This is a genomic window from Roseateles paludis (genome assembly GCF_039872745.1).
GTDB classification, from domain to species: Bacteria; Pseudomonadota; Gammaproteobacteria; order Burkholderiales; family Burkholderiaceae_C; genus Pelomonas; species Pelomonas paludis.
Genome location: NZ_JBDPZD010000002.1, coordinates 543,909 through 570,320 on the forward strand (window position 1 = coordinate 543,909; position 26,412 = coordinate 570,320).

General features: G+C 68.5%; 26 protein-coding genes. 10 read left to right on the forward strand and 16 right to left on the reverse strand.

Annotation, left to right across the window (positions count from 1 at the left end; genetic code table 11):
* Window positions 1–57: 57 nt before the first annotated feature.
* The 3 genes from carB to ABDJ85_RS08470 all read right to left on the reverse strand — a co-directional run bounded on the left by carB (window position 58) and on the right by ABDJ85_RS08470 (window position 5,118).
* Window positions 58–3,333 (reverse strand): carbamoyl-phosphate synthase large subunit, encoded by a 3,276-nt coding sequence (gene carB / locus ABDJ85_RS08460; protein WP_347704316.1) that lies wholly within the window; start codon window positions 3,331–3,333, stop codon window positions 58–60.
* Between the two features lie 15 nt (window positions 3,334–3,348).
* Window positions 3,349–4,518, reverse strand: coding sequence for a glutamine-hydrolyzing carbamoyl-phosphate synthase small subunit (gene carA, locus ABDJ85_RS08465; protein ID WP_347704317.1), 1,170 nt, complete (start codon window positions 4,516–4,518; stop codon window positions 3,349–3,351).
* A gap of 198 nt (window positions 4,519–4,716) precedes the next feature.
* Window positions 4,717–5,118: a GlcG/HbpS family heme-binding protein gene (locus ABDJ85_RS08470; protein WP_347704318.1), complete on the reverse strand. Its 402-nt coding sequence runs from the start codon at window positions 5,116–5,118 to the stop codon at window positions 4,717–4,719.
* A gap of 93 nt (window positions 5,119–5,211) precedes the next feature.
* Here ABDJ85_RS08470 and ABDJ85_RS08475 point away from each other — a divergent pair, with 93 nt between their 5' ends.
* Window positions 5,212–5,901, forward strand: coding sequence for a Bax inhibitor-1/YccA family protein (locus ABDJ85_RS08475; RefSeq protein WP_347704319.1), 690 nt, complete (start codon window positions 5,212–5,214; stop codon window positions 5,899–5,901).
* A gap of 65 nt (window positions 5,902–5,966) precedes the next feature.
* Here ABDJ85_RS08475 and ABDJ85_RS08480 read toward each other — a convergent pair whose 3' ends face one another.
* The 6 genes from ABDJ85_RS08480 to surE all read right to left on the reverse strand — a co-directional run bounded on the left by ABDJ85_RS08480 (window position 5,967) and on the right by surE (window position 12,738).
* Window positions 5,967–7,490 carry a glycoside hydrolase family 5 protein gene (locus tag ABDJ85_RS08480; protein ID WP_347704320.1) on the reverse strand — a complete coding sequence of 508 codons (1,524 nt, stop codon included), beginning with the start codon at window positions 7,488–7,490 and terminating at the stop codon, window positions 5,967–5,969.
* Window positions 7,491–7,710: 220 nt separating this feature from the next.
* Window positions 7,711–9,066, reverse strand: a complete 1,356-nt coding sequence (gene rlmD / locus ABDJ85_RS08485) for a 23S rRNA (uracil(1939)-C(5))-methyltransferase RlmD (RefSeq protein ID WP_347704321.1) — start codon at window positions 9,064–9,066, stop codon at window positions 7,711–7,713.
* Window positions 9,067–9,114: 48 nt separating this feature from the next.
* On the reverse strand, window positions 9,115–10,110 hold the full coding sequence (gene rpoS / locus ABDJ85_RS08490; protein ID WP_347704322.1) for an RNA polymerase sigma factor RpoS: 996 nt from the start codon (window positions 10,108–10,110) through the stop codon (window positions 9,115–9,117).
* A gap of 44 nt (window positions 10,111–10,154) precedes the next feature.
* Window positions 10,155–11,123: a peptidoglycan DD-metalloendopeptidase family protein gene (locus ABDJ85_RS08495; RefSeq protein ID WP_347704323.1), complete on the reverse strand. Its 969-nt coding sequence runs from the start codon at window positions 11,121–11,123 to the stop codon at window positions 10,155–10,157.
* Window positions 11,124–11,194: 71 nt separating this feature from the next.
* Complete coding sequence (locus tag ABDJ85_RS08500) at window positions 11,195–11,998, reverse strand: protein-L-isoaspartate(D-aspartate) O-methyltransferase (RefSeq protein WP_430765525.1); 804 nt, start codon at window positions 11,996–11,998, stop codon at window positions 11,195–11,197.
* Window positions 11,995–12,738, reverse strand: coding sequence for a 5'/3'-nucleotidase SurE (gene surE, locus ABDJ85_RS08505; RefSeq protein ID WP_347704324.1), 744 nt, complete (start codon window positions 12,736–12,738; stop codon window positions 11,995–11,997). Before surE ends, ABDJ85_RS08500 begins: the two co-directional genes overlap by 4 nt.
* Before the next feature lie 95 nt (window positions 12,739–12,833).
* Between surE and ABDJ85_RS08510 the strand changes: the two genes are divergently transcribed.
* Together ABDJ85_RS08510 and ABDJ85_RS08515 are read left to right on the forward strand one after the other, a co-directional pair.
* Window positions 12,834–13,808 (forward strand): NADPH:quinone oxidoreductase family protein, encoded by a 975-nt coding sequence (locus tag ABDJ85_RS08510; protein WP_347704325.1) that lies wholly within the window; start codon window positions 12,834–12,836, stop codon window positions 13,806–13,808.
* Window positions 13,809–13,925: 117 nt separating this feature from the next.
* Window positions 13,926–14,660, forward strand: coding sequence for a LuxR C-terminal-related transcriptional regulator (locus ABDJ85_RS08515; RefSeq protein ID WP_347704326.1), 735 nt, complete (start codon window positions 13,926–13,928; stop codon window positions 14,658–14,660).
* Between the two features lie 7 nt (window positions 14,661–14,667).
* Here the strand turns inward: ABDJ85_RS08515 and ABDJ85_RS08520 are convergent, their stop codons facing one another.
* Window positions 14,668–15,612, reverse strand: a complete 945-nt coding sequence (locus tag ABDJ85_RS08520) for a carbohydrate kinase family protein (protein WP_347704327.1) — start codon at window positions 15,610–15,612, stop codon at window positions 14,668–14,670.
* 94 nt (window positions 15,613–15,706) lie between these two features.
* On the opposite strand from ABDJ85_RS08520, the gene moaA reads away from it, so the two are divergent.
* The 3 genes from moaA to ABDJ85_RS08535 are packed head-to-tail and all read left to right on the forward strand — an operon-like array spanning window position 15,707 to window position 17,925.
* Window positions 15,707–16,822, forward strand: a complete 1,116-nt coding sequence (gene moaA / locus ABDJ85_RS08525) for a GTP 3',8-cyclase MoaA (RefSeq protein WP_347704328.1) — start codon at window positions 15,707–15,709, stop codon at window positions 16,820–16,822.
* 55 nt (window positions 16,823–16,877) lie between these two features.
* Window positions 16,878–17,399, forward strand: a complete 522-nt coding sequence (mobA, locus tag ABDJ85_RS08530; RefSeq protein WP_430765534.1) for a molybdenum cofactor guanylyltransferase MobA — start codon at window positions 16,878–16,880, stop codon at window positions 17,397–17,399.
* A complete protein-coding gene (locus tag ABDJ85_RS08535; protein ID WP_347704330.1) occupies window positions 17,386–17,925 on the forward strand; it encodes a GNAT family N-acetyltransferase in 540 nt (179 codons plus the stop codon). The genes mobA and ABDJ85_RS08535 overlap by 14 nt, the downstream gene beginning before the upstream one ends.
* Here the strand turns inward: ABDJ85_RS08535 and ABDJ85_RS08540 are convergent.
* On the reverse strand, window positions 17,903–18,622 hold the full coding sequence (locus ABDJ85_RS08540) for a YceI family protein (RefSeq protein ID WP_347704331.1): 720 nt from the start codon (window positions 18,620–18,622) through the stop codon (window positions 17,903–17,905). The two genes, ABDJ85_RS08535 and ABDJ85_RS08540, sit on opposite strands and share 23 nt — an antisense overlap.
* 98 nt (window positions 18,623–18,720) lie before the next feature.
* Here ABDJ85_RS08540 and ABDJ85_RS08545 point away from each other — a divergent pair, with 98 nt between their 5' ends.
* The 4 genes from ABDJ85_RS08545 (at window position 18,721) to ABDJ85_RS08560 (ending at window position 22,501) form a co-directional block, all read left to right on the forward strand.
* Window positions 18,721–19,260 carry an Mpo1 family 2-hydroxy fatty acid dioxygenase gene (locus ABDJ85_RS08545; protein ID WP_347704332.1) on the forward strand — a complete coding sequence of 180 codons (540 nt, stop codon included), beginning with the start codon at window positions 18,721–18,723 and terminating at the stop codon, window positions 19,258–19,260.
* Window positions 19,261–19,431: 171 nt separating this feature from the next.
* Window positions 19,432–20,445: a 2-dehydropantoate 2-reductase gene (locus ABDJ85_RS08550; RefSeq protein ID WP_347704333.1), complete on the forward strand. Its 1,014-nt coding sequence runs from the start codon at window positions 19,432–19,434 to the stop codon at window positions 20,443–20,445.
* Between the two features lie 61 nt (window positions 20,446–20,506).
* Window positions 20,507–21,268 (forward strand): TerC family protein, encoded by a 762-nt coding sequence (locus ABDJ85_RS08555; protein ID WP_347704876.1) that lies wholly within the window; start codon window positions 20,507–20,509, stop codon window positions 21,266–21,268.
* Window positions 21,269–21,343: 75 nt separating this feature from the next.
* On the forward strand, window positions 21,344–22,501 hold the full coding sequence (locus ABDJ85_RS08560; protein WP_347704334.1) for a carboxylesterase family protein: 1,158 nt from the start codon (window positions 21,344–21,346) through the stop codon (window positions 22,499–22,501).
* A gap of 22 nt (window positions 22,502–22,523) precedes the next feature.
* Here ABDJ85_RS08560 and ABDJ85_RS08565 read toward each other — a convergent pair whose 3' ends face one another.
* From ABDJ85_RS08565 to ABDJ85_RS08585, 5 genes are all read right to left on the reverse strand, one after another.
* On the reverse strand, window positions 22,524–23,372 hold the full coding sequence (locus tag ABDJ85_RS08565) for an urease accessory protein UreD (RefSeq protein WP_347704335.1): 849 nt from the start codon (window positions 23,370–23,372) through the stop codon (window positions 22,524–22,526).
* A complete protein-coding gene (ureG, locus tag ABDJ85_RS08570; RefSeq protein WP_347704336.1) occupies window positions 23,365–24,003 on the reverse strand; it encodes an urease accessory protein UreG in 639 nt (212 codons plus the stop codon). The genes ABDJ85_RS08565 and ureG overlap by 8 nt, the downstream gene beginning before the upstream one ends.
* 109 nt (window positions 24,004–24,112) lie before the next feature.
* A complete protein-coding gene (locus ABDJ85_RS08575) occupies window positions 24,113–24,799 on the reverse strand; it encodes an urease accessory protein UreF (RefSeq protein ID WP_347704337.1) in 687 nt (228 codons plus the stop codon).
* A complete protein-coding gene (gene ureE / locus ABDJ85_RS08580; RefSeq protein WP_347704338.1) occupies window positions 24,783–25,514 on the reverse strand; it encodes an urease accessory protein UreE in 732 nt (243 codons plus the stop codon). The genes ABDJ85_RS08575 and ureE overlap by 17 nt, the downstream gene beginning before the upstream one ends.
* 49 nt (window positions 25,515–25,563) lie before the next feature.
* Window positions 25,564–26,403, reverse strand: a complete 840-nt coding sequence (locus ABDJ85_RS08585) for a DMT family transporter (RefSeq protein WP_347704339.1) — start codon at window positions 26,401–26,403, stop codon at window positions 25,564–25,566.
* Window positions 26,404–26,412 lie beyond the last annotated feature (9 nt).

Here is a 26,412-nt window from a genome sequence, read left to right on the forward strand (position 1 = left end):
GGCAGCGGCGGCGGAGTCAGTGCGGTAAATCTTAAACGCGAAGCGCGAGGCTCTGACTCAGGTCAGCTCCGCATGCAGCTCTTGCAGGGACTGCACGAGCAGGCCGTCCTGGTGCTTCATGCCTTCCACGGCGGCCTCACAGCCGGCCATGGTCGTGTAGTAGGTGACGCGGTTGGCCAGCGCCGCCTGGCGGATGTGGCGGCTGTCGGCGATGGCGGTGCGGGTTTCGTCCACGGTAGTGAACACCAGCTGGATCTCACCGCCCTTGAGCAGATCGACCGCGTGCGGCCAGCCGTCCTTGACCTTGTTGATGGTGCGCACCGGAACGCCCGCTGCCTCGATGGCGACTGCCGTGCCCTTGGTGGCGACGATGCCAAAGCCCAGCGCATGCAGGTCGCGCGCCACGGCCACGGCACGGGCCTTGTCGCTGTTCTTCACGGTGATCAGCACATTGCCCGAGCGTGGCAGGCGCGAACCGGCGCCGATCTGGCTCTTGAGCATGGCCTCGCCAAAGGTCTTGGCCGCGCCCATCACCTCGCCGGTGGAGCGCATCTCGGGGCTGAGGATGGGGTCCACGCCCGGGAACTTGTTGAAGGGGAAGACGGCTTCCTTGACGCTGAAGTAAGGCGGCACCACCTCGTGCGGCACCTGGCCGTTGCGGTCCTTCTGGTCTTGCAGCTTGACGCCGGCCATGCAGCGCGCTGCGACCTTGGCCAGTTGCTGGCCGGTGGCCTTGGACACATAGGGCACGGTGCGCGAGGCGCGCGGGTTCACTTCGAGGACGTAGATGGTGCAGGCGGAGAGATCGCCCGTCACATCGCCCTGGATGGCGAACTGCACGTTCATCAGGCCGATGACCTTGAGCGCGCGGGCCATGGCGGCCGTCTGGCGACGCAGCTCGTCCTGGACGACGGCCGAGAGCGTGTAGGGCGGCAGCGAGCAGGCCGAGTCGCCGGAGTGGATGCCGGCGGCTTCGACGTGTTCCATGATCCCGCCGATCATGACCTCGACGCCATCGGAGATGCAGTCGACATCAACCTCGACGGCGTCCTGCAGGAAGTGGTCGAGCAGCACCGGCGACTTGTCCGACACGCGCACGGCCTCGCGCATATAGCGCTCGAGGTCCTTGTCGCCGTGGACGATCTCCATCGCGCGGCCACCCAGCACATAGCTGGGGCGCACGACGAGCGGGTAGCCGATCTCGTTGGCCAGCTGCACGGCAGCCTCTTCGGTGCGGGCCGTACGGTTGGGCGGCTGGCGCAGGCCGAGCGCGTGCAGCAGCTTCTGGAAGCGCTCGCGGTCCTCGGCGACGTCGATGCTGTCAGGCGAGGTGCCGATGATGGGCACGCCGGCCTTCTCCAGGTCGAGTGCGAGCTTGAGCGGCGTCTGGCCGCCGTACTGCACGATCACGCCGGTGGGCTTTTCCTTCTCGACGATCTCGAGCACGTCTTCCAGCGTGACGGGCTCGAAGTAGAGGCGGTCACTGGTGTCGTAGTCGGTCGAGACGGTCTCGGGGTTGCAATTGACCATGATGGTCTCGTAGCCGTCCTCGCGCATGGCAAGGGCGGCGTGGACGCAGCAGTAGTCGAACTCGATGCCCTGGCCGATGCGGTTGGGGCCACCACCCAGCACCATGATCTTCTTCTTGCTGGTGGGCTGGGCCTCGCACTCGGCGCCTTCGCCTTCGTAGGTCGAGTACATGTAGGCGGTCTGCGTCGAGAACTCGGCCGCGCAGGTGTCCACGCGCTTGTAGACCGGGCGCAGGCCCAGCGCATGGCGGCGCTTGCGCACCTCGAACTGGTTGGTGCCGAGCAACTTGGCCAGGCGCTTGTCCGAGAAGCCACGGGTCTTGAGCAGGCGCAGCTCAGCCAGCGACAGCGACTCAAGCTGGCGGCCCTTCAGGTCGCCTTCCAGCAGGATCAACTGCTCGATCTGCGCCAGGAACCAGGGGTCGATGGCAGTGAGCTCGAAGATCTCGTCCAGGCTCAGGCCGACGCGGAAAGCATCGCCCACGAAGAGGATGCGCTCAGGGCCTGGCGTGCGGATCTCCTGGATGATTTCCTCGCGGTCGGCCGAGCGTTCGGTCAGGCCGTCGATGCCGGTTTCCAGGCCACGCAGGGCCTTCTGGAAGGACTCCTGGAAGGTGCGGCCCATGGCCATCACTTCGCCCACCGACTTCATCTGCGTCGTCAGGCGTGCATCGGCCATCGGGAACTTCTCGAAGGCGAAGCGCGGGATCTTGGTGACGACGTAGTCGATGCTGGGCTCGAACGAGGCCGGGGTCGCGCCGCCGGTGATGTCGTTCTTCAGCTCGTCCAGCGTGTAGCCCACGGCCAGCTTGGCCGCGACCTTGGCGATCGGGAAACCCGTGGCCTTGGAGGCAAGCGCGGATGAACGCGACACGCGCGGGTTCATCTCGATCACGATCATGCGACCGTTCTTGGGGTTGATCGAGAACTGCACGTTGGAGCCACCGGTGTCCACGCCGATCTCGCGCAGCACGGCGAGGGACGCATTGCGCAGCAGCTGGTATTCCTTGTCGGACAGAGTCTGGCTGGGCGCGACGGTGATGGAGTCGCCGGTGTGCACGCCCATCGGGTCGAGGTTCTCGATGGAGCAGACGATGATGCAGTTGTCCGCCTTGTCGCGGACGACCTCCATCTCGTACTCCTTCCAGCCAATCAGGCTCTCTTCGATGAGCAGCTCATTGGTGGGCGAGAGGTCGATGCCGCGCTTGCAGATGGTCTCGAATTCTTCAGGGTTGTAGGCAATGCCACCGCCGGTGCCGCCGAGCGTGAAGCTGGGGCGAATCACCATCGGGAAGCCGCTGCCGCCGATCTCGGCCTGGATGGCCTTCTGCACGGCCCAGGCTTCTTCGAGGGTGTGCGCGATGCCGGACTTGGCCGAGTCCAGGCCAATCTTGGTCATCGCGTCCTTGAACTTGAGGCGGTCCTCGGCCTTCTCGATGGCGTGCTCGTTGGCGCCGATCATCTCGACGCCGTACTTGGCCAGCACGCCGTTGCGGTGCAGGTCGAGCGCGCAGTTCAGCGCGGTCTGGCCACCCATGGTGGGCAGCACGGCATCGGGGCGCTCCTTGGCGATGATCTTCTCGACCACCTGCCAGGTGATGGGCTCGATGTAGGTGACGTCCGCCGTGTCGGGGTCCGTCATGATGGTCGCCGGGTTGCTGTTGACCAGGATGACCCTGTAGCCCTCTTCGCGCAGGGCCTTGCAGGCCTGGGCGCCGGAGTAGTCGAACTCGCAGGCCTGGCCGATGATGATCGGGCCGGCGCCAATGATGAGGATGCTCTGGATGTCGGTACGTTTCGGCATGGGGGTCTGTGCGGTTCAGGCCTTGGCCGCATTGGCCATCAGGCCGATGAAGCGGTCGAACAGGTAGGCGATGTCGTGCGGGCCGGGGCTGGCTTCGGGGTGGCCCTGGAAGCTGAAAGCCGGCTTGTCGGTGCGGGCGATGCCTTGCAGCGTGCCGTCGAACAGGCTGACGTGCGTGGGCCGCAGCGTGGCCGGCAGGCTGGCTTGGTCCACCGCAAAGCCGTGGTTCTGGCTGGTGATGCCGACGCGGCCCGAGTCGAGGTCCTTGACCGGGTGGTTGGCACCGTGGTGGCCAAACTTCATCTTGAAGGTCTTGGCGCCGCTGGCCAGCGCCAGGATCTGGTGGCCGAGGCAGATGCCGAAGGTCGGGATGCCCGAGTCGATGAGTTCGCGCGTGGCAGCGATGGCGTAGTCGCAAGGCTCCGGGTCGCCAGGGCCGTTGGACAGAAAGACGCCATCGGGCTTGAGCGCCAGCACTTCGCTAGCCGGGGTCTTCGCCGGCACAACGGTGACCTTGCAGCCGCGCGAGGCGAGCATGCGCAGGATGTTGTTCTTGACACCGAAGTCGTAGGCCACGACATGGAAGCGCGGGGCGGTCTGCTCGCCATAGCCGGCGCCCAGCTGCCATTCGGTCTGGGTCCAGACTTCGGCCTTGTCACGTGTCACGACCTGGGCCAGGTCCTGCCCGGCCATCGAGGGCGCCGCCTTGGCGGCGGCCAGCGCGCGGTCGATGTGGGCCTGGGTGATGGCTTCGCCATCGGCCAGGGCCAGGATGCAGCCGTTTTGCGCGCCGGTGGTGCGCAGGATGCGGGTCAGGCGGCGGGTGTCGAGGCCGGCAATGGCCACGGTGTTCTCGTCGCGCAGGTACTGGTCGAGCGTGCGGCCCGAGCGGAAGTTCGAGGCCCGCACCGGCAGGTCCTTGATGATCAGGCCGGCGGCATGCACGCGGGTCGCCTCGACGTCCTCGCCGCTCACGCCATAGCTACCAATGTGCGGGTAGGTCAGGGTGACGATCTGGCGGCAGTAGCTGGGGTCGGTCAGGATTTCCTGATAGCCGGTCAGCGCGGTGTTGAACACCACCTCGCCCACCGTCTGGCCGCGGGCTCCGACGGCCACCCCTTGAAAGACGGTGCCATCGGCCAAGGCCAGGATCGCTTGAGGGGGGTTCAGCAGGTCGGCCAGCACAAAGGTCTCCGCAGTTGGCGCGCTCGCCCGGCCGAGCCGCGCGCAACAGCGTCACGCAGCATCGACATGAGGAAACCGAAGGGGGTTGGCGTCCGGGGCGGCGAGGGGTTCAGGTAAACCCATCGAGTATAGCCGGCCGGGGTTTTCCCGAGCCAGCCGGAGTCCCCCCGAAGCCTGCGTGGAAACGCAAGCCTGCGATCACAAAGCCGCAATGCCGGCGCGCGCGATGGCGGCGTCGTCACTGGACTTCACGCCGCTCACGCCCACGGCGCCGATGCACTGGCCGTCCACCAGGATGGGCACGCCGCCCTCCAGCATGCCCTGCACGGCCGGCGCCGACAGAAAGGCCACGCGGCCCTGGTTGATGATGTCCTCAAAGGCTTTGGACTCGCGGCGCCCCAGGGCCGACGAATGGGCCTTGGCCGGGGCAATCTGCGCGGTCAGCGGCGCGGCGCCGTCCAGCCGCGAAAGCGCCAACAGGTGGCCGCCGTCGTCAACGATGGCGATGCTCACCGCCCAGGCATTGGCCTGCGCCTCGGCTTCGGCGGCGGCCAGGATGCGTTTGACATCGTCGTGCGTGAGAAATGGCTTGGTCTTCATGGTCTTGAAAATGGAGTTGGTTGGCACCAGATTGTGGTCATTCGGAGTCCCTAGAATCCGTCGCATTCCAGTTTCCCTTGATCGGAGGTTGCCATGAATGACACCCTGCAGACCCCTTATGCCTACGGCACCGCCATCGCTGCGGACCGGCAGCGCGTGCTTCGCAACACCTACTGGCTGCTCGCCCTGTCCCTGGTGCCCACGGTGCTGGGCGCCTGGGTCGGGGTTTCGACCGGCATCCTGGCCAAGATGGGCTTCGGGTTCAGCACCCTGCTGTTCTTCGTCGGCGCCTTCGGCCTGATGTTCGTGATTGAGCGCACCAAGAACAGCAGCATGGGCGTCGTGGCCCTGCTGGGCTTCACCTTCTTCATGGGCCTGATGCTGTCGCGGCTGATCGCCCAGGTGCTGGGCCTGCGCAACGGGTCGAGCCTGATCATGACGGCCTTTGGCGGCACAGCGGCGATCTTCTTCGCCATGGCCAGCCTCTCGACCATCATCAAGCGCGACCTGTCCAGCATGGGCAAGTTCCTGTTCGTGGGCGCGCTGGTTGTGATGATTGCCGGCATCGTCAACATGTTCCTGCAGTCCTCCGCCCTGATGCTGACCGTGCTGGTGCTGTGCCTGGGCATCTTCTCGGCCTTCATGCTCTATGACATCAAGCGCGTGGTGGACGGCGGCGAGACCAACTACATCAGCGCCACGTTGAACATCTACCTGGACCTCTACAACGTGTTCCAGAGCCTGCTGTCCTTGCTGGGCATCTTTGGCGGCGAGCGCGACTGAACCCCTGCCTCAGCACCAACAAAAAGGCGGCCCTCGGGCCGCCTTTTTTCATGGCTGGGGGGTGATCAGTTCTTGGACCCCGCCTTGTAGTTGCGCAGCACGACAGGTGCGCTCAGCTCCACCGCCTCGGCCAGGTGCCCCAGTTGCACCGACACCGAGGTCGTGCCCTCGGCAAAGCTCTCGGTCGCCTTGCCCTGGATGACCAGGGCCTCGAACTTGGTGGTGAGGGTCAGCGGCCCCGAGATGACGCTGGTGTAGGGCGCACTGGCCAGTTGGATCGAGGCGTTGACCGTGGCCGTTGCCTGGGGGTCACTGCTGACCAGCCGGCCAAACACCAGGACCTGGAGACGGTCGCCATTGCGGATGGCGCCTTTGATGGGCGCCAGCGCGCCAACGTCCCAGGCGTTGGGCATCCGCTCCTGCACCTTGACCCGCAGGCAGCGATTGCCCATGGCCTCGCAGGGCACCTTTTCGTTGGTCTGCTTGGTGCCGTAGACGCCCCAAGCGGCGGCGTCTGGCGTGTTGATCATGGCGTCCTGGACAGGGTCACGCGGGGCGGCCGGTGCAGCCGCGACCGGTGCTGGCGCCGGCGCCGACATCAGCGCGTCCAAGATGGGCTTGACCCAGCCATCGGCCTTCATGTCCCAGACGACGAAGTCCGAATCGAACTGCCAGTAGCTCCAGCCAAAGCCGCGCGCCTCGGCGGCCCGTGCAACGGCAGCCGTCCAGACCGCGCGCAGCGGCATCCCTGCGGATTCCAACGCCCCGAACTCGCCCAGCAGGATCGGGCGGCCATGCTTGTCGGCCCAGGCTTTGACCTTGTCGAAGTCGGCCTTGAGCCGGTCGTGGTCGGCCTGGGTGCCCCAGGTGATGCCCTTGAGGTTCTTGAATTCCGGCGTCCAGTGCGCGCCCTGGTGGGTGAACTCCATCGGGGTGTAGTAGTGGAAGGTGACCACCAGGTTGCGGTCCGCCTCCGGCAGCTTCAGCGTGTCAAGCTCGCCCAGCGAGTTCCAGACCTTGGGCCCGACCACCACGCGCCGTGTTGGGTTGGTCTCGCGGATGATCTGCAGGTTCTCGGCCAGCACCTCGTTCCAGACGGCATCCATCGCCCGGTTGGGCTCGTTCAGGATCTCGAACACCACCGAGGGCGGCGCCGCGCGCAGACGCTCGGACACCTGGCGCCAGAAGGCCTTGAGCTTGACGCGGCAGGGCGCAAGGTCTTGCTCCTGCGCGCATTCGTTGAAGTTGTGCTCGTCCACCAGCACCTGCAGGCCGGCCTTGGCGGCCGCATCGAGCACGCTGTCCAGCAGCTTCCACCAGGACGCCGACAGCCGGTGCTCGGCATCCATGTGCTCGAAAGCGTGCAGGTTGAGGCGCACGTGGTCGAACCCGGCGTCCTTCATGGCCTGCAGGTGGCGCAGTTGGAACCGTGCCTGGGCGGGGTCTTTCCAGATCGGGTCGTAGCCCAGCGCGTTCACGCCGCGCTTGAGGCTGAGGGCGGGCGCCGACTGCGCCAGGGCCGCACTGGTCAAGGCCAGGCCGAGCAGGCAGGCGCCGAGCGCGCGGGAAAAGGCAGTAGGGAGGGACATGGGCGGCCTCGGGTCTCTTGAGGGTTGGATGACGCGACGGCCCTCAACCCAAGCGAAGGCCGCCAACGCAACAAGAACTAAACAGTTCCGTGTTTACCCATTCTTCCCTAGCTTGAAACCGCATCCATCCCGGGAAAACCTATAGAAGACAGGCTAACGATGGCCTGAGCCTGAAGGCTTCATCAATTCGTTTACTAAACAATCTTGCTTGCAGTGCTACTCAGGGCCGCTCGAAGACCGCGATGCTCTCCACATGCGCCGTGTGCGGGAACATGTTCACCGCGCTGGCCGCCGTGCAGCGGTAGCCGGCCAGGTTGACCAGCAAACCGGCATCCCGGGCCAGCGTGGCTGGGTTGCAGCTGACGTAGACCATGCGCTGCGGCGGGGTCCAGCCGGGCGCTTGGGCAGGGTCCTGCACCGCGTCGGCCACGGCCTTGGCCAGGGCAAAGGCGCCTTCGCGTGGCGGGTCGATCAACCATCGCTCGGCCGAACCATCCAGCGCCAACTGGGCCGGCGTCATCTCAAAGAGGTTGCGCGCCACGAAGGACGTCTTGTGGGCCAGGCCGTTGGCCCGGGCGTTCTCGCGCGAACGCTGCACCAGGGCCTCGCTGCCCTCGATGCCCAGCACTTCGCGCGCTTGCGTGGCAAGCGGCAGCGTGAAGTTGCCCAGGCCGCAGAACCAGTCGATCACGCGCTCGTTCGGCCGCACGGCCAGCAGGCGCAGCGCACGGCCGACCAGTGCGGCGTTGATGTGCGGGTTGACCTGGGTGAAGTCGGTCGGCCGGAATGGCATGTGGATGCCGAACTCGGGCAGGCTGTAGGCCAGGTCCGGCCCGCCTGCGTCGAGCAAGTGCACGGTGTCCGGGCCCTTGGGCTGCAGCCACCACTGCACGCCGTGCTGGGCGGCAAAGTCGCGCAACAACTGCAGGTCGCCCGCTGGCAGCGGCTCCAGGTGGCGCAGCACCAGCGCGATCACCTCGTCCCCCATGGCCAGCTCGATCTGCGGCAGCCGGTCCCGCTCGGCCATGGACGCGATCAACGCCCTCAGCGGCATGAGCATGTTGCCAACCACCGGCGGCACGACCTTGCAGACCTGCATGTCGGCCACATAGCGGCTCTTGCGCTCATGAAAGCCAATCAGCACCACGCCCTTTTTGGCCACGTAGCGCACCGAGAAGCGCGCTCGGTAGCGGTAGCCCCAGGTCGGGCCCTCGATCGGGCGCAGCAGCACCTCGGGCTTGACCTTGCCCAGGTGCCAAAGGTTGTCCTCCAGCACCCGCTGCTTCACGGCCACCTGCGCACCCGCCTGCAGATGCTGCATCTTGCAGCCGCCACAAGCGCCCGCGTGCAGCCCGAAGTGCGGGCAGCCCGGCGTCACGCGCTGTGAGCTCTCCTTGCGGATCGCCGTGAGCTGGCCCTGCTCCCAGTTGTTTTTGCGGCGTGCAATGCTGGCCTGCACGATCTCGCCCGGCAGGGCGCCCTCGATGAACACCACCTTGCCCTCGGCGTTGTGGGCCACGCCCTGCGCTTCCAGGTCGAGCGACTCAACCTTCAGCCATTCACTCTCTTGACTCATGGGCCGGATTATCTCGACGGCCTGAAGCGTCCCGCGCGGTACGCCAGCTCAGAAGATCGAATCTCGATCCACCCCGTGGCGCATCATGTTGCGCTTGAGCTTGGCCAGGGCTTCGAGCTGGATCTGGCGGATGCGCTCGCGCGTGAGCTTGAGCCGCACGGCCAGCACGTCGAGCGTCTCGGGTTCACGGTCTGACAGGCCATAGCGTCCGGCCAGCACCTCGCGCTCGCGCTCGTTGAGGCTGGCCAGCCCATGGCGGAGCAGGTCTTCGACCTCGTGCGACAGGCGCAGCCCCTCGGGGTCCACGGCCGTGTCGTCGGCCACCAGGTCGAGCACCGACTCGCCCGTCTCGGCCGCACGGTCGGCCGGCGCGTCCAGCGAACTGGGCAGCTCGGCGTAGACCAGCAGCTCGGTCACTTCGTCGACCGGCCGGTGCAGCACCGCCGCGATGTCCTCGGCACGCACACGCGCTTCGCCATGGGCGCTCTGCAAGGCCTCCAGTGCGCGCCGTGCCTTGAGCACCTGATTGAGTTCGCGCACGATGTGCACCGGCAGTCGCACCAGGCGGGACTGGTGCATCAGCGCCCGCTCGATGGCCTGCCGGATCCACCAGCTCGCATAGGTCGAGAAGCGAAATCCGCGCTCGGGCTCGAACTTGCCGATCGCGTGCATCAGGCCGAGGTTGCCTTCCTCGATCAGGTCGCTCATGGGCAAGCCGCGCCCGAGGTGGTTCTTGGCAATGCTGACCACCAGGCGCAGGTTGTGCTCGATCATGGACTGCCGCGCTGCAAAGTCGCCGGCGCGCGCAGCCAGCGCGGTGCTGAACTCCTCCTCGGGCGTCAGCAGCGGCGTGCGGCGGATGTCGCGCAGATAGACCTGCAGGGCATTGCCAGGGTCGGGGTCATCGCCTGCCTGCCGCGGTGGCGTGGGGGCGGGAGCGGCGCCCAGTGCAGGGGCGTCGTCGTCATCCGGCAGCGCCGAACCTACCAGCGCGGATGCCGGGGCCTCGGGCCCATCGGAAGGGGGGTGTACAGCGCGCTTCATCAGTGGTGAGGCTGCGCGCCGGGGGGGGAGTCGCGGTGTGCTGCTCAGCGCGCAGGCAGCAGCTTGGCCGGGTCAACCGGCTTGCCTTGCCTGCGGACTTCAAAGTGCAGCTTCACCGTCTCCGACTCCGTGTTGCCCATCTCGGCAATCTTCTGGCCCTTGCGGACCACCTGATCCTCCTTCACCAGCAGCGCCTGATTGTGCGCATAGGCGGTGATGAAGGTGTCGCTGTGCTTGATGATGACCAAGTTGCCGTAGCCGCGCAAGCCGGTGCCCGCGTGGATCACGCGGCCATCGGCGGCGGCGTAGACCGGGTCGCCGGCCTTGCCGCCAATGTCCAGGCCCTTGTTGCGCACTTCGTCAAAGCCGGACATCACGGACCCGCCTGCCGGCCAAGCCCAGCTGAGATCGTCGTCCTTGTCCTTGCTGGCAGCCACCGGCGCCGCCACGGCTGACGTGGCTGCCGACGCGGCCGGCGCCGCCGCAGAGGCGGGGCGCGCAGCGCCCGTGGCACTGGAGGCCGCAGCAGCACCTGGCTTGGCATCGCCCGGCCGGGGCGCATTGGCGGCGCTGGCAGCCCCAGGGCTGACCGGCGAACTCGTGGCACCCGCACCAGCAACCGGGCTGGCCACCGCGACAGAGCCGACGTCCGCTCCCGGCGGCACGATGCGCAGCACCTGGCCGACTTCGATCAGATTGGGGTTGGGCAGCGCGTTCCAGCGCACCAGATCGACCTGCTTCTGGTTGTGGATCTTGGCAATCGCGCTGACGGTGTCGCCCGCCTTGACCGTGTAGTAGCCCGGCTTGCCCGCGTTCTCGGCGCCCGGGGGCGGTTTGACTTCAGCCACGGCCGACGCTGGCGTCGACACTGCAACCGGCGCGGCCACCGGCGCCTGACCTCGCGCGGGCGCGCTGCGATCCTCGACGGGCGCCCGGTTCAGCGGGATACCGCAGCCAGCCAGCATGCTGGTGACGACGAGGGCAAGGGCGAGACCGGCGGTGCGACGTGACATCGAGCGTGGTGGTGTGGCAAAGAGCCCGGATTGTCCGGCAGCAAGCGGCCGCAGGACAGGCACTCAGGCCTTCAGAGGACGCCGGATTTTAGGGGGACGAAGAGCACGGCCTCGTGCTCGGTGCGCAGCCACTGGCTCACACCGCGCTCCACCACATGGTCCACCACCACGAGCACCTGGCCGCTGCCCTTGGACATCGGCGCCACCAGGCGCCCCCCTGGCGCCAGTTGCTGCAACCAGGCGGGCGGCAGGTCTTCACCGCCGGCGGCCGCCACGATGCTGTCAAACGGGCCATGCGCGCCAAGGCGTCCATCGGCCCAGATCAGCTTGGGCACCACCGGCAGGCGCACACGGCCGAGGTTGGCGCGGGCCCGCTCGTGCAGGCCCTGCACGCGCTCCACCGACACCACGCTGCGCGCCAGCAAGGCCAGCACCGCCGCCTGGTAGCCGCAGCCCGTGCCGATCTCCAGCACCCGGCCCAGATGTCCTTGTGCCACCGCAGACCGGCCCTTGAACAGCAAGCCGATCATGTGGGCCACAACCGAAGGCTTGGAGATGGTCTGCCCATGGCCGATGGGCAAGGCCGTGTCCTCGTAGGCCTGCGCAGCCAGCGCGCTGTCGACGAACTCGTGACGCGGCACCTGGGCCAGGGCCTCCAGCACGCGTTCCTCGTTCAAGCCCTCGGCGCGCAGGCGCGCCACCATGCGCTGGCGCACCGACGCCGAATCCAGCCCCTGCCCTTGCGGCTGCACCAGGCGCGCCGCATCAGCCGCCGCCTCGCGCAAATGGCGCTGCGGCATCAGGACCTGACGCTTGGCTGTGGCGCCACCCGCGCCCTGGGGAAGGCTTGCCGGGAAGCGCTTGGCTGTCGTCATGCCTGCAGCCGGCTGCGCCAGTCACCCAGGCGGGCGCTGTCGGTCAGGTCCACCTGCAGCGGCGTGATGGACACCTGGCCATTGGCGGTGGCAAAGAAGTCCGTGCCCTCGCCCGCGTCGCGGGCATCGCCCGCCGGGCCGATCCAGTAGATGGTCTCGCCGCGCGGGTTGATCTGCTCAATGATGCCCTCGGCCGCATGGCGCCGGCCCAGGCGCGTGACGACGCGCGGCAGGCGATCGGCATCTGGCCGGTTGGGAATGTTGACGTTGAGCAGGAAGCCGCCTGTGGGCCGGTTGGCCATCACCTGCTCCACCACGGCGCGCGCCACGCGTGCGGCAGCGTCCAGGTCGCCCCAGCCCTTGTCCACCTGGGAGAAAGCAATCGACGGAATGCCGAACAGATAGCCCTCGGTCGCCGCCGCGACCGTGCCCGAATAAAGCGTGTCGTCGCCCATGTTGGCGCCGTTGTTGATGCCCGAGAGCACCAGGTCCGGCCGGTAGCCCAGCAGGCCCGTCAAGGCCAGGTGCACGCCATCGGACGGCGTGCCATTCAGGTAGCGAAAACCGTTGGCTGCGCGGTAGACATTGAGCGGCCGGTTCAGGGTCAGCGAGTTGGACGTACCGCTGGCGTTTTGCTCGGGCGCGATGACCTCGATCTGACCCAGGCCCTGACAGGCGTCCACCAGTGCCTGCAAACCTGGGGCGAGGTAGCCGTCGTCGTTCGAAATGAGGATGCGCATGGGCCGCGATTCTAGAGAGCGGCACCTGCCGCCCGGAGGCCGAAAACCCGCGCGCGGCCTAGACTCAAAGCCCGCCGTTTTGCACTGGACACACCATGCACGCCTGGATCTGCGACCACCCACTCGGCCTGGACGCACTGCGCTGGGCCGAGTGCCCCGCCCCCGCCCTGCCTGCTGGGCACCTGCGCGTGCGCATCCGCGCTGCCAGCCTCAACTTCCCCGACCTGCTGATCGTCCAGGGCAAGTACCAGCTCAAGCCCACGCCGCCCTTCGTCCCCGGGCTGGAGTTTGCGGGCGAAGTGCTGCAGGTGGGCGACGGCGTCAAGGGCTTCAAGCCGGGCGACCGGGTGGCGGCCTTTGGCGGCCTCGGCGGCTTTGCGACCGAGGTGGTCGTGCCGGCCGTGCTGGCCCTGCCCCTGCCCCCCGAGTTCGGCTTCGAGGCGGCATCGGCCTTTATCTGCACCTACGCCACCAGCCACCATGCGCTGCTGGACCGCGCCGCACTGCAGCCAGGCGAGACCGTGCTGATCCTCGGTGCCGCCGGCGGTGTGGGCACGGCGGCGCTGCAGATCGCCAAGGCCGCGGGTGCCCGCGTGATTGCCGCCGCCAGCTCGGCCGCAAAGTGCGAGCGCCTCGCGGCCCTGGGTGCCGATGCCACCATCAACTACAGCCACGAGGACCTGCGCGAAGCCCTCAAGCGCCTGACCGGTGGCACCGGGCCCGACGTCATCTACGACCCCGTCGGCGGCGACCTGGCCGAGCCCGCCTTTCGTAGCATCGCCTGGCGCGGGCGCTACCTGGTTGTCGGCTTCGCACAGGGCCAGATTCCCGCGCTGCCGCTCAACCTGCCCCTGCTCAAGGGCGCCTCGCTGGTCGGCGTGTTCTGGGGCGAATTCGCCAAACGCGAGCCCGCCGCCAACCGAGCGCTGCTGGCTGAACTGCTGAGTGGCCATGCCCAAGGCCAGTACCGACCCATCATTGACAGCGTCCTACCCATGACAGAGCTGCCCGCCGCCTTTGCCAGGCTGGCGGCGCGGGATGTCGTGGGTAAGTTGGTGTTGACGACGTAACGCCGCGTTTCAAGGGCCCGACACCCCCCTTCTGGTGTCGCTGCAATGCGGGTCGTGCCCCCGCGCGCAGACTGGCGCGCTGCGCTAGGATTTCAGGGTTTCCAATTAGGGCGCCCCATGACTGTCAAAGTCCTTATCGTCGAAGACAACCCGGTAGCCCGCAGCTTCCTGTGCCGCGTGGTGCGCGAGAGCTTCAGCGACGCCATGGAGATCACCGAAGTCGGTGATCTTGAGAACGCGCGCCGGCAAGTGGCCCGGCTGGGCGGCCCCATGACCGAGGCTGGCTTCAAGCTCATCCTCGTGGACCTGGAACTGCCCGACGGCAATGGCATGGAGTTCCTGACCGAACTCAATGGCTCGCCCTCGATCAAGATCGTCACCACGCTCTATTCGGACGACGACCACCTCTTCCCCGCGCTGCAATGCGGCGCTGACGGCTACCTGCTGAAGGAAGACCGCTTCGAAGTGCTGGTCGAGGAGTTGCAACGCATCGTGCGCGGCCAGCCGCCGCTGTCGCCCGCCATCGCACGGCGGCTGCTCAGCCACTTCCGGCCAGCCGACAGCAGCCACGCGCCGCTCAACTCTGGCTTTGGCACCCTGTCCTCACATGCGCCCTTCGCGCCGAGCCGCAACGTCGCGCTGGACCCAGCCCCCGAGTGGGAGCGCCTGACGCCGCGTGAAAGCGAAGTGCTGACCTACCTGAGCAAGGGCTTCACGATCAAGGAGATCGCGAACCTGATGGGCATCAAGTGGTTCACCGTCAACGACCACATCAAGTCGATCTACAAGAAGCTCAACGTGTCGAGCCGCGCGGAAGCCGCCGTGCTGGCGTCCAAGCAAGGACTGGTCTGACAAAGACTCAAGCGCTGCGCAGGGCGACCTGTGCTTCCAACTCGTTCACCCGGTAAGGTGCCGGCGGAACAAAACCCGACTTCTCGCATGCAGCCGCGCCAGCGGCCATCGCGCGGCGCAGGTGCGGCTCCAGTCCCGCGTCGGGACGCGACATCAGGCTGTCCAGCAGGCCGGCCAGCGAACAGTCGCCCGCCCCCACCGTGTCGGCTACCTTGATCTTGGGCGGCAAAGCCGACAGCTCCTGCGTGCCCCGGAACAGCGTGGCGCCCTGGCTGCCGCGCGTCAGCATCAGCCAGCACTCGGGGTTCCAGTCGGCAATCTGCGCCAGCCCAACGTGGTAGCGCTTGGCACGGAAGAGCCCGCACAAGTCCTCGTCCGACACCTTCACCAAGCTGGCCAGCTTGCACATGCGCTCCAGGGTCTCGTCGTAGTTCGAGTCCATGGGCGGCGCGCGGAAGTTGGGGTCGTAGCTGATGCGCACGCCCTCGCTCGCCAGCTGCTCGGCCAATGCGACCAGCCGCGCCGCCAGCGGCTGGCGCACCAGCGACAGACTGCCAAAGTGCGCCCAGCGCACCGCCTTGTTCCAGCCCGCCGGCAGCCCCTCGGCGCGGAAGTGCAGGTCGGCGCTGTCGGTGCCGATGAAAAAGTACTTGGGCGGATTGAGCTCATGCACCATCGCCAGCAACGGCGGCTTGGGCAATTGCTGGATGAAGCGCAGATCCAGGCCCGCATCTGCGCTGGCCTGCCACAGCGCCTGGCCAAACAGATCCTGACTGATGGCACCGCCAAACGCGCTGAGCTGCCCCATGCGCGCCATCGCGCAGGCCACGTTCCAGGGACCGCCGCCGCACACGCTGCGCCACTGCTGCTCACCCTCGCGGATGAAGTCGGTCAAGGCCTCACCAAAGGAGATGAAGCGAGGCAGGTCAGCGTGCAGCAGGGAGGCAGCCATGGAAACCGGTTGCGACAAAGTAAAGGCCCTGGAGCGTACCTGCTAGGCGGCCCGAGGGCGAGGCACGGCGGCCTCGCGCTGAGACAATGTAGGCATGACGCCAGCGCGTGTGATCCCCCTCCTCGATGCCCGCTCCCGGCCGCTCCCGGCCTCCGGGCGGCAGGTACCGCACGCCGACGGTTCGCTGGCCGACACCCTTGGCCGCCCCCTGCGCGATCTGCGCATCTCGGTGACCGACCGCTGCAACTTCCGCTGCAGCTACTGCATGCCCAAGCAGGTTTTCGACAAGCACTATGAATTCCTGCCCCACGCCGACCTGCTCAGCTTTGAGGAGATCACCCGCGTGGCGCGCGCCTTCGTGGCCCAGGGGGTCGAGAAGATCCGCATCACCGGGGGCGAGCCCCTGCTGCGCCGTCACCTGGAGCGGCTGATCGCCCAGCTCGCCGAGTTGCGCACGCCGGATGGCCGGCTGCTCGACCTCACGCTCACCACCAATGGCTCGCTGTTGGCGCGCAAGGCACAGGCCCTCAAGGACGCCGGCCTGCAGCGCATCACCGTCAGCCTCGACGGGCTGGACGATGCCATCTTCCAGCGCATGAACGACGTCGGCTTCCCGGTGGCCGACGTGCTTGCCGGCATCGAGGCCGCACGGGCCGTGGGCCTGGGGCCGATCAAGGTCAATATGGTGGTCAAGCGGGGCACGAACGACCACGAAGTGCTGCCCATGGCGCGGCACTTCAAGGGCACGGGTGTGACCCTGCGTTTCATCGAGTTCATGGACGTTGGCGAGACCAATGACTGGCGCATGGACGAGGTGCTGCCCTCGCGCGAGCTGCTGCAGCGCCTGCAGGCGGAGTTCGACCTGCAGCCGCTGTCGGCCTCGGCCCCGGGCGAGACCGCCGAGCGCTGGGGCCATGCCGATGGCAGCGGCGAAATCGGCCTGATCTCCAGTGTGACCCAGGCCTTTTGCGGCGACTGCAACCGCGCCCGGCTCTCGACCGAAGGCCGCCTCTACACCTGTCTGTTTGCCACTCAAGGCTGGGACCTGCGCCATTTGTTGCGCGGCAGCGCGGTTAGCGACGCGGCCCTGCAGGACGCCATCGCCGCAGTCTGGAGCCAGCGGGGCGACCGCTACTCGCAGCTGCGTGCCAGTGGCCAGGCGCTGCCGCAGGGCGAGCGGCGGGTCGAGATGCACTACATCGGAGGCTGAGCGCTTGAGGCCCCGCCCCACCGGATTGCTGCTGGCGGGTGGCCGTGGACAGCGCATGGGGGGCGTCGACAAGGGCTTGCAGCATTACCAGGGCCAGCCGCTGGCACTGCAGGTGCTGGCCCGGCTGCGGCCGCAGGTGGACCGGGTCCTGGTCAGCGCCAACCGCCATCAGGACGTCTATGCCGAGTGGTGCGATACCGTGCTGGCCGACCGGCTGGCCGACTATCCCGGACCCTTGGCTGGCATCGACGCGGCCCTTTGCGGGCTTGGCGCCGACGAGTGGCTGCTCACCGCAGCCTGTGACCTGCCCGAACTGCCGCTCGACCTCGGCGATCGCCTGGCCGCTGGGCTGGCGGGCCGCCCAGCGGCCATCGCGCGCTCGGGTGGGCGCCTGCACCCCACCTGCGCGCTCTTGCACGCCTCGCTGGGCCCCGGGCTTGCCGCCTACCTGGCCGATGGCGGCCGGCGCGTGCAAGCCTGGCTGCTGGAGCAGTGCCACGCCGCCGTCGTGGACTTTGACGACGCGGCGGCGTTTCGCAACGTCAACACCCTGGAGGACCTGAATGGCCCTGCCTGACCTGCAGTTGCGCAGCCTGGTCGAGACCGATCTGCTGGCCTACAAGGCCCTGCGCGACCGGATGCTGGCCGACTTCCCGGAGTCCTTCACGTCCGACGCCGAGACCGAGCGCAACCGGGACCTGGCCAGCTACCGCAGCCGCCTGAGTGGCGGCGCTGCGGGCGGCACGCTGTTCACCGTCGTGGCCCTGGACCGGCGTGCCGGCGGCCGCCTGGTGGGGGCGCTCACGGCCGAGCGTGAGGCCCGGCAGAAGGTGCACCACACCGCCCACCTCGTGGGCATGATGGTGGCGCCGGACTGCCAGGGGCGGGGCATCGGCCGCGCCCTGTTGTCCGAGACCGTGGCCCGCCTGCGCACCGAGCCCGGCATCAGCCTCGTGACCCTGAGCGTCACCGCCGACAACCTGCCGGCCGTGCGCGTCTACGAGCGCTGCGGCTTTGAGCGCTACGGCTGCCTGCGCGGCGCCATCCGACTGCCCGATGGGCGCGAGCTGGACAAAGCGCTCATGAGCCTGCGGTTCGCCTGACCAGCTCAAACTCCACGACCACCTCGTCCCGCACGGCCAACAGCCCGCCAAGCACCGAGAAGGGCTGGATGCCGAAGTCACTCTGGCGCAGCACCGCACGGCCCTGGGCGCGCGGCCCGTCCAGGCTGACGGTCAAAGGCAGAGCGCGCACCTGCCCATGCCAGGCCACGGCGGCCTCAACCGCCAACGATGGCCCCTCGCCCACGATGCGTGTGGTCTGCACGCGGACCTGCGCAAAGCGCTCCGCCGACAGCGCGCGGCGCAGATTGGCCAGGGTGCCCGCACGGTCCTCGTCGCTCAGGGTCGAAGCAAAGTCCGGCCCCAGCCGCGCGCGCCGCGCTGGCGGGTCGATTACCAGCGCATCCAGACTGAAGCCAAGCACCAGGGTCGCCTTGGACCACGCGTTGGCGCGCGCGGCCCCGGCGTCGGGCCAGATCAGTTCAGCCCACAGGTCACCGGCTTCAATCACATGGTTGTGCCCCAGGTGCGCAGCCGCCCCGGCGCGGAACACCTGAACCCGCAGCCCGCTGCCCGGCCCGTCAAGCCGCTCGCGCCAGCCCGGCGGCGGCGGGGGCAGCTCGCCGGCCGGCGCGGGCCCCACGGGCCCCGCAGGCGGTGCAACGCAGCCCGACAGCTGCAAGCCCAGGCCCGCACCCACAGCCAGGCAAGAACGGCGTGACAGCTGTGTCTTACGCATCAATCGTGGGCACCGCAGGGGGCGCATCAAGCAAGGTGAGTGAACTAGCATATGCCCCACCCGCGCCCCACCCGCACCACCTCGCCCCGGAGCACCCAATGAGCAGCCTGTTCCGCCCCGCCACCGACTTGATGGCGCAATACGCCGCCTACCACCGCGACCGCCGCAACATCGCCACGCACTTCGTCGGCATCCCGCTGATCGTGTTCGCGGTCGTCACGCTGCTGGCACGCGCCGGCTTCTCGCTGGCCAGCATCGAGCTCAACGCCGCCATCGTCGTCTGGGGCCTGTCGGCCCTGTGGTACCTGACGCGCGGCAACCTCGTGCTCGGCGCCACCACGGCCATCATGAATGGGGTGCTGACGGCCTTCGGCATGCTGGCCGCCATCGGCCCCTGGTCCACCTGGCTGGCCATCGGCATCGGCAGCTTCGTGGTGGGCTGGGTGATCCAGTTCATCGGCCACTACTACGAGGGCCGCAAGCCGGCCTTCGTGGACGACCTGGTGGGCCTGCTGGTCGGGCCCATGTTCGTGGCCGGCGAGGTGCTGTTCTCGATCGGCTGGGGCCGCCAGTTGCTCGCCGAGATCGAACAGCGCGTCGGCCCCACGCACATCCGCGACCTGGCCCAACCGGTTTAAGAGGGTGAGAGGAAGTCCAACGTGCCCGCTTTGACTCCCCAAACCACCCCGCTCGTCGTTGCAAATGCGCGCCGTAGCCCAAGCTACGGCTGTGCTTTGCGCCTAGGTCGGGGCGCTTTGGGAAGTCCTCTCGGGCGCGCCGGACTCCCCCTCACCCTCTGAGCCTTCCCCATGGCCGGCGTGCTCGTGATGGGGGCCGGCTCGGTCGGGGCCTACCTGGGGGGCTTGCTGGCCCTGGCGGGCGTGCCGGTGCACTTCGTGGGACGAGGTGCACGCCTGGCTGGCCTGCGCGAGCATGGCCTGCGTCTCACCGACATCGATGGCCTCGACAAGCACCTGCCCGCCGCACGCCTTGCGCTGCACGAGGCAATACCGCCCGGCCTGCACCCCGACCTCTGCCTGCTGTGCGTGAAGAGCGGCGCCACGGCCGAGGCCGCTGCCCTGCTGGGCCGTGCGCTGCCAGCCGGCACCCTCGTCGTCAGCCTGCAGAACGGCCTGGGCAATGCGCAGCTTGCGCGCGAGCAGGCGCCGCAGCTCGACTGGCGGCCCGGCATGGTGCCTTTCAACATCACCGAGCTGGGGCCCGGCCACCTGCACCGCGGCAGCGCCGGGCATCTGGCCGTCGAGGGCTGGCCCACCGACGTGGCGCTGGCCGCCTTGCAAACGGCCTGGCAGCGCGTGGGCATGCAGCTTGAGCTGCACGGCGACCTGCGCCCCGCCCAATGGGCCAAGCTGCTGCTCAACCTCAACAACCCGATCAACGCCCTCTCGGGCCTGCCGCTGCGCGAGCAACTGCTGGACCCCGGCTACCGGCGCTGCCTGGCCGCGCTGCAAGAAGAAGCCCTGGACCTGCTGAATGCCGCCCACCTGCCGGTGGCACGGCTCACGCCACTTTCGCCCCGGGGCTTGCTGCGGGTGCTGCGCCTGCCAACGCCGGTGTTCAAACGCGTCGCCGCGCGCATGCTGCGCATCGATGCGCAGGCGCGTTCCAGCATGGCCGACGACCTGCTGCGCGGCCAGCCCACCGAGATCGACATGCTCTGCGGCGAGGTCGTGCGCCTCGCCACCCGCCTCGGGCGCCAGGCGCCGCGCAACGCCCGCATGCAGGCCCTGGTGCAGGGCGTGGCCGCCCGGCCGCGCCACTTCAGCCCCGTGGACCTGTGCCGCGCGCTCGGGGTTCGCTAGATCGAACGCAGTCTTGCAGAAAGCTGTCTGAGAGAATCGCAACCCCTTCTTGACCGAGACCCTGATGGACCTGCTGTTCGACCCGCAAGCCTGGATCGCCCTGGCCACCCTCACCGCGCTGGAGCTGGTGCTGGGCATCGACAACATCATCTTCATCAGCATCCTGGTGGACAAGCTGCCCAAGCACCAGCAGGAGAAGGCCCGGCGCCTGGGTCTCTTCATGGCGATGTTCATGCGCATCGGCCTCTTGCTGATGCTGTCCTGGATCGTCGGCATGGTGGAGCCACTGTTCACCCTGCCCGTCTTCAACCAACCGATCTCGGGCCGCGACATCATCCTGCTCAGCGGGGGCCTGTTCCTGATCTGGAAGAGCACCGGCGAGATCCATGGCTCGCTGGAAGGTGAGGACGAGTCCCATGGTGCCGGCCCGGCGAAGGCGGCTTTTGGCGCCGCCATCCTGCAAATCATGGTGATCGATCTGGTCTTCTCGCTCGACTCCATCATCACGGCCGTGGGCATGGTGGACGACGTGCGCGTGATGATCGCGGCGGTGGTCTGCTCAGTGGGCCTGATGATGCTGTTTGCCAGCCCCATCGGCCGTTTCGTGTCGGACCACCCGACCATCAAGATGCTGGCCCTGTCCTTCCTCGTCGTGGTGGGCGTGGTGCTGGTGGCCGAGGGCTTTGGCCACCATGTGCCCAAGGGCTATATCTATTTCGCCATGGGTTTCTCGCTGGCGGTGGAGATGATGAACATCAACATGCGCAAGCGGGCTGCAAACAAAGTGAAGTTGCGCCAACAGATACCCGGTGGGCCGGACTGAGCGAAACGTTCGGACATGCTGCGCGGCGGGCGCTGGGGCAGACTCGCCCTCTGTGCTGACCTGACCCCCACGCTCATGCCCCAGCCTTCCGCATCCCGTTTCGCATCCCGTTTTGCGCCCCTCGCCACCCTGCTGCTGGCCGGCGGCCTGTGCGCCCTCACCGCTGCACCTGCAATGGCCCAACCTGCGCCTGCCGCCTCATCCCCAGCCGCCCCAGCTGCCACCGGCCCGCTGCGCGAGCGGCTGAAGGAGCGGCTGGAGCAACGCCGCGCCGAGCGCAACGCCCCCGAGGGCGACGACGAGGGCCCCGACGAGCTGAGCGACCTCGGCGGCCGCTCCGGCGGCGCTGCCCTCAGCTGCGCCGACTGGAGCAAACGCATGGAGCGGATCTCCAGGCTGCCGCGCTACCGCGCGCCGGCGGGGCTCAAGCCTGATCTGGCCGATGTGCCCTATGGCCCGCTGGAGCGCGAGCGGCTCGATGTCTTCCGCGCCAAGGGCCCGGCTGGCAGCCCGCCGGCGCCGGTGATCGTGATGGTCCACGGTGGCGGCTGGTGCGTGGGCGACAAGGCCATGGCCGGCGTCACCGCCAACAAGGTCGCCCGCTGGACGCCCAAGGGCTTGATGCTGGTGTCCGTCAACTACCCGATGGTGGGCGATGGCTACGGCGCCGTCGGCCAGGCGCAGGCCATCGCGCAGGCCCTGGCCTTTGTGCAGAAGCAGGCGGCGGCCTGGGGCGGCGACCCCAGCCGCGTGATCCTGATGGGCCACTCGGCCGGTGCGCACCTGGTCTCGCTCGTCAATGCCGACCCTGACCTGCGCGTCGCCGCAGGAGCCCAGATGCCGCTGGCCACCGTGTCCATCGACGCCGGGGCCATCGACGTCGTCAAGCAGATGCCCCAGGTCTACCCCTTCCTGAAGCTGCGCTACGAGGAAGCCTTCGGCACGCTGGAGCCGCAGTGGATGGGCGCCTCGCCCTGGCACCGCCTGGTCAAGGGCGCATCGCCGTGGCTGGGCATCTGCTCCACCACCCGCAAGGACGACCCCTGCGGCCAGGCCCGCGCCTATGTCGAGAAGAGCCAGGGCCTGGGCATCAATGCCCGCGCTCTGCCCCAGGCCAAGAGCCATGCCGCGCTGAACAACGAACTTGGGCAGCCCGGCGCGTACACCGACTCGGTCGAACGCTTCCTGGCCGGCACCGACCACGTGGTGGCGCGCCTGCTGGGCGCCCCCTGAGATCGGCCTGCGCGCTGGCCGCTCAGGTCGCCCAGACCCGCGGCTCGCAGGGCGCCAGGCCCCATAGCCGCTGACGCCACAGCGCCCGCAGTGCCCGCAGGGGCAAGGTGGCCTGCTCCACGTCGGGCGCCAACACGCGGGCCAGCAGCACCGAGCGGGCCCCACGCGCCAGCAGGCTCACGCCAGACGCCGGCAGGCTCGCCAAGCATTGGCGGCTGTCGTCGAGCAAGGCCTCCAGCCCAGTGGGCTGGCCGTCCTGCACGGCCACCAGGGTGCCCAGCACGCGGTGGCCGGCCAGCCCCGCCGGGCCATTCAGCAAAGCCGTGTCCTGCGCGGCCAGCCAGCCGCGGTCCAGCCAAAGGCCTGGCACCTCCAGATGCTGCAGCAGGCGCCCGGCCACAAAGGCTTGCTCCGCCGCTGGCAGGCCCAGCGCCAGGATCTCGCCCGCCAGCAGCTGCGCGCCGGGCGCAAGGTGCAGGCGCACCTCGTTGCGGCCATCGCAGCCGCTGTAGGCCAGGGTCTCCTGCGGCAGCCATTCGAGCCGGCTGCCCGCAGCGACCTGGGCGCTCACCGCCTGCACGGCCTCGCCGGCCACGGTGCGATAAAAGCGCGTGGCGGCGGGCGTGGTGACCAGCAAGTGGGCGCCGGGCTGGACGTCGATGTCGATGTCCAGCCGGTCTCCGCCCACCAGGCCGCCGGGTGGGTGCACCAGCACCGCGTGCGCGATGGCCTCGCCCTCGGGGTAGAGCGTCTTGAGCAGCCGCAGCGGCCCGCTGTGCCGGGCATGCACGGCGGTGCGGCCGGACGCTTGCGTGGCGCTGAGGCTCAATCGGGCGGGCCAGCGCGGCGCCGCCGCAGCACGGTCACCCAACCAGCAGCCCCTTGGTCTCGATGAAGCGCACCACGTCGGCGAGGCCCTCCTGGGTCTTGAGGTTGGTCATCACCCAGGGCTTGACCGGCCGCATGCGCGCGGTGTCGCTGCGCATGATGTCGAGGTTGGCGCCCACGTGGGGCGCGAGGTCGGTCTTGTTGATGACGAAGAGGTCGCTCTTGGTGATGCCAGGGCCGCCCTTGCGCGGGATCTTCTCGCCGGCGGCGACGTCAATCACGTAGATGGTGAGGTCGCTGAGCTCCGGGCTGAAGGTGGCGGCCAGGTTGTCGCCCCCGCTCTCGACGAAGACGATGTCGGCGTCGGGGAACTTGTCGAGCATGCGGTCCACGGCTTCGAGGTTGATCGAGCAGTCCTCGCGGATGGCAGTGTGCGGGCAGCCCCCGGTCTCGACACCCATGATGCGCTCGGGCGCCAGCGCGCCAGCCACGGTCAAGAGGCGCTGGTCTTCCTTGGTGTAGATGTCGTTGGTGACGACGACCAGGTCCCAGCGCTCACGCATGGTCTTGCAGAGCATCTCGACCAGGGTGGTCTTGCCCGAGCCCACGGGGCCACCCACGCCAACGCGCAACGGGGGGAGCTTCTTGGTGCGATTCGGGATGGCGTGCATCATGTCCGCCCCTCGTTCGTCGGATACGCCGAACGATCCCCCGAGGGGATAGCGGGCCGGCTTGGGGCGGCCCGGCGCTCGGCCCGTCTGGAAGTGGTGAGCATCAAGAGATTCATGAGCGGAACAGTCGGGAGTATTGGGTTTCGTGCCGGGCGCCCAGGATGCCGAGCATCGGGGCAAAGGCGATGGGCTCATCGGCGGCCAGGGCCGTCTGCACGGCGCCTGGAATGGCTTGCACGAGCTGTGCCAAAAGGCGCTGGCCGGCGCTCTGGCCCAGGGGCACGCAGCGCACCGCCGCCTGCATCAGATTCTCGGCCCAGCCAAAGGCGGCGGCGTGCAGCGCGGGCTCCAGCGGCGCGCCGCGCACGGCGATGGCGCAGGCCAGGATGACCGGCCAGGTGGGCGCGGGGCTGAGTTGCTGGCAGAGCGGCAACAGCGGGTGCGCGTCCACCAGCCCACGCAGCCAGAGCAGCAGGCTGCGGCCCATCTGCTGAGTCTGCTGCAAGCTCTCGCTGGTCTCGCGGGTTTGCAGCACCCAGCTATTGCAGGCCTGCAGCGCGGCGACATCGAGCCGCTGCGCTGCAGCGTGCGCGCGTGCCACCAGGGGCAGCTCGGCGCGGGCCTGGCTCAGTTCGAGTTGAGCCCGCAGCCACAGCGCGGCCGAGGCTTCGTCGCGCACCGTGCCAGCCTCGACGGCGGCCTCCAGGCCCTCGGAGTAGCTGAAGGCCCCCACCGGCAGGGCTGGCGAGGCCAGCCACAGCAGGTGAAGCAGCGCGCCCGGCTCAGTGGTCGTGGTCATGCGAGTGGCCATGCCCATGGTGATGGCCGTGCTCGTGGCCGCCATGGTCATGCCCATGGTCGTGCCCGCATCCCGGCCCGTGCACATGCGGCGCCGCCGCGACGGGGCTCTGGTGCGGTGCATGGCTGTGGTCATGGCCGTGATCATGACCATGGTCGTGCCCATGGTCATGTCCACAGCCGGGGCCGTGCACGTGGCCAGCGTCATCGTGGGCATGGCCGTGATCGTGATCGTGGTGACCGTGATGCCCATGCCCGGCGCCCTCGCCATAGGCGCCGCCCTCGGGCTCGAAGGCCGCTTGCGCCTCGGTGACGATGAGGTGCTGGCGGCGCAGCATCTCGGCCAGCACCGGGTCGGGCTCGAACTGCAGCAGGCTCGCCTGCAGCTCCAGCGGCACATGGCGGTTGCCCAGGTGGTAGGCGGCGCGCAGCAGGTCGAAGGGGCTGCCGTGCTCGGCGCAGTGGCGCACCTGCAGCACCGGCTGGGCGGCGGCCAGCACGCGCACCAGGCTGCCGTCCTCGGCCACCAGCACATCAGCACCGCGCAAGGTGGTGCCGCGCGGCAGCACCACGCCGATCTCGCGGCCGGAGGAATCCGTGGCCGAGAAGCGGCTCTTGCTGCGGGTGTCCCAGTCCAGCTCCAGCGTGGGCGCACGCTTGACGAGCACAGGGGCGAGGCCGGCGCCGCCGGCAATGCGTTTGGTGGCGTGAATCATGGGCACAAGTATCCCAGCGCGGGGCCAACCACCGGCCCGCAGCCTGGCCTTATCGCTGGCCCCAGACGGCTGCACCCACGATCATCAGCGCCCCCAGGGCGAGCGAGGCCGTCAGCGCTTGCCCCGTCGTCAGCAAGACCACGGCGGTGGACAGCAGCGGCGTGAGGAAGGCCAGCAGCCCGATGCGGCGCGGGTCGCCCGCCTTGAGCGCCGCGTCCCACAGGAAGAACGCCCCGCCCAGCGGCCCCAGGCCCAGCAGCACGATCAGCCCCAGGTCCCGCGCGCTCAAGTCCGCGGCCGGCTCCCACAGCGCATGGCAGGCCAGCGACAGCACACCCGACACCGCTGCAAACGCACCCACCGCGCTGGTGGCAAAAGGCGCCACCCGGCGCGTGCCCAGCGAGTAGGTGCTCCAGACCAGCGCCGAGCCCAGCGCCAGCGCATAGCCACTGTGCCAGCCACCCGCGAGGCTGCCACCCGAGCGGCCCAGGATGACCACTGCCGCCCCCGCAAAGCCCAGCACCGCCGCGCCCACCTGGCTGGCCCGCCAGCGCAAGCCGGGCAGGATCAGCGGCGCCAGCACCACCATGCCCAGCGGCCACAGGTAGTTGATGAGATTGGCCTGCAAGGCCGGCGCCGTTCGCAGCGCGATGAAGAGCAGCAGGTGAAAGCCAAACAGCCCGTAGACCCCGAGCAGCAGCGTCTGCCAAGGCACCACCCAGGCCCGCCATTGAAGCCGCGACAGCGGCACGGCCAGCACGCTGCCCACCAGCAACCCCAGACCCGTGAGCAAAAAGGGCGGCACATGCGCCAGCTTCACCCCCAGCGCGGCCAGCGAGGCCCACATCAGGATGGCAGTCAGGGCGAGCAAATCGGCACGCGTGAACATGGCCGCGAG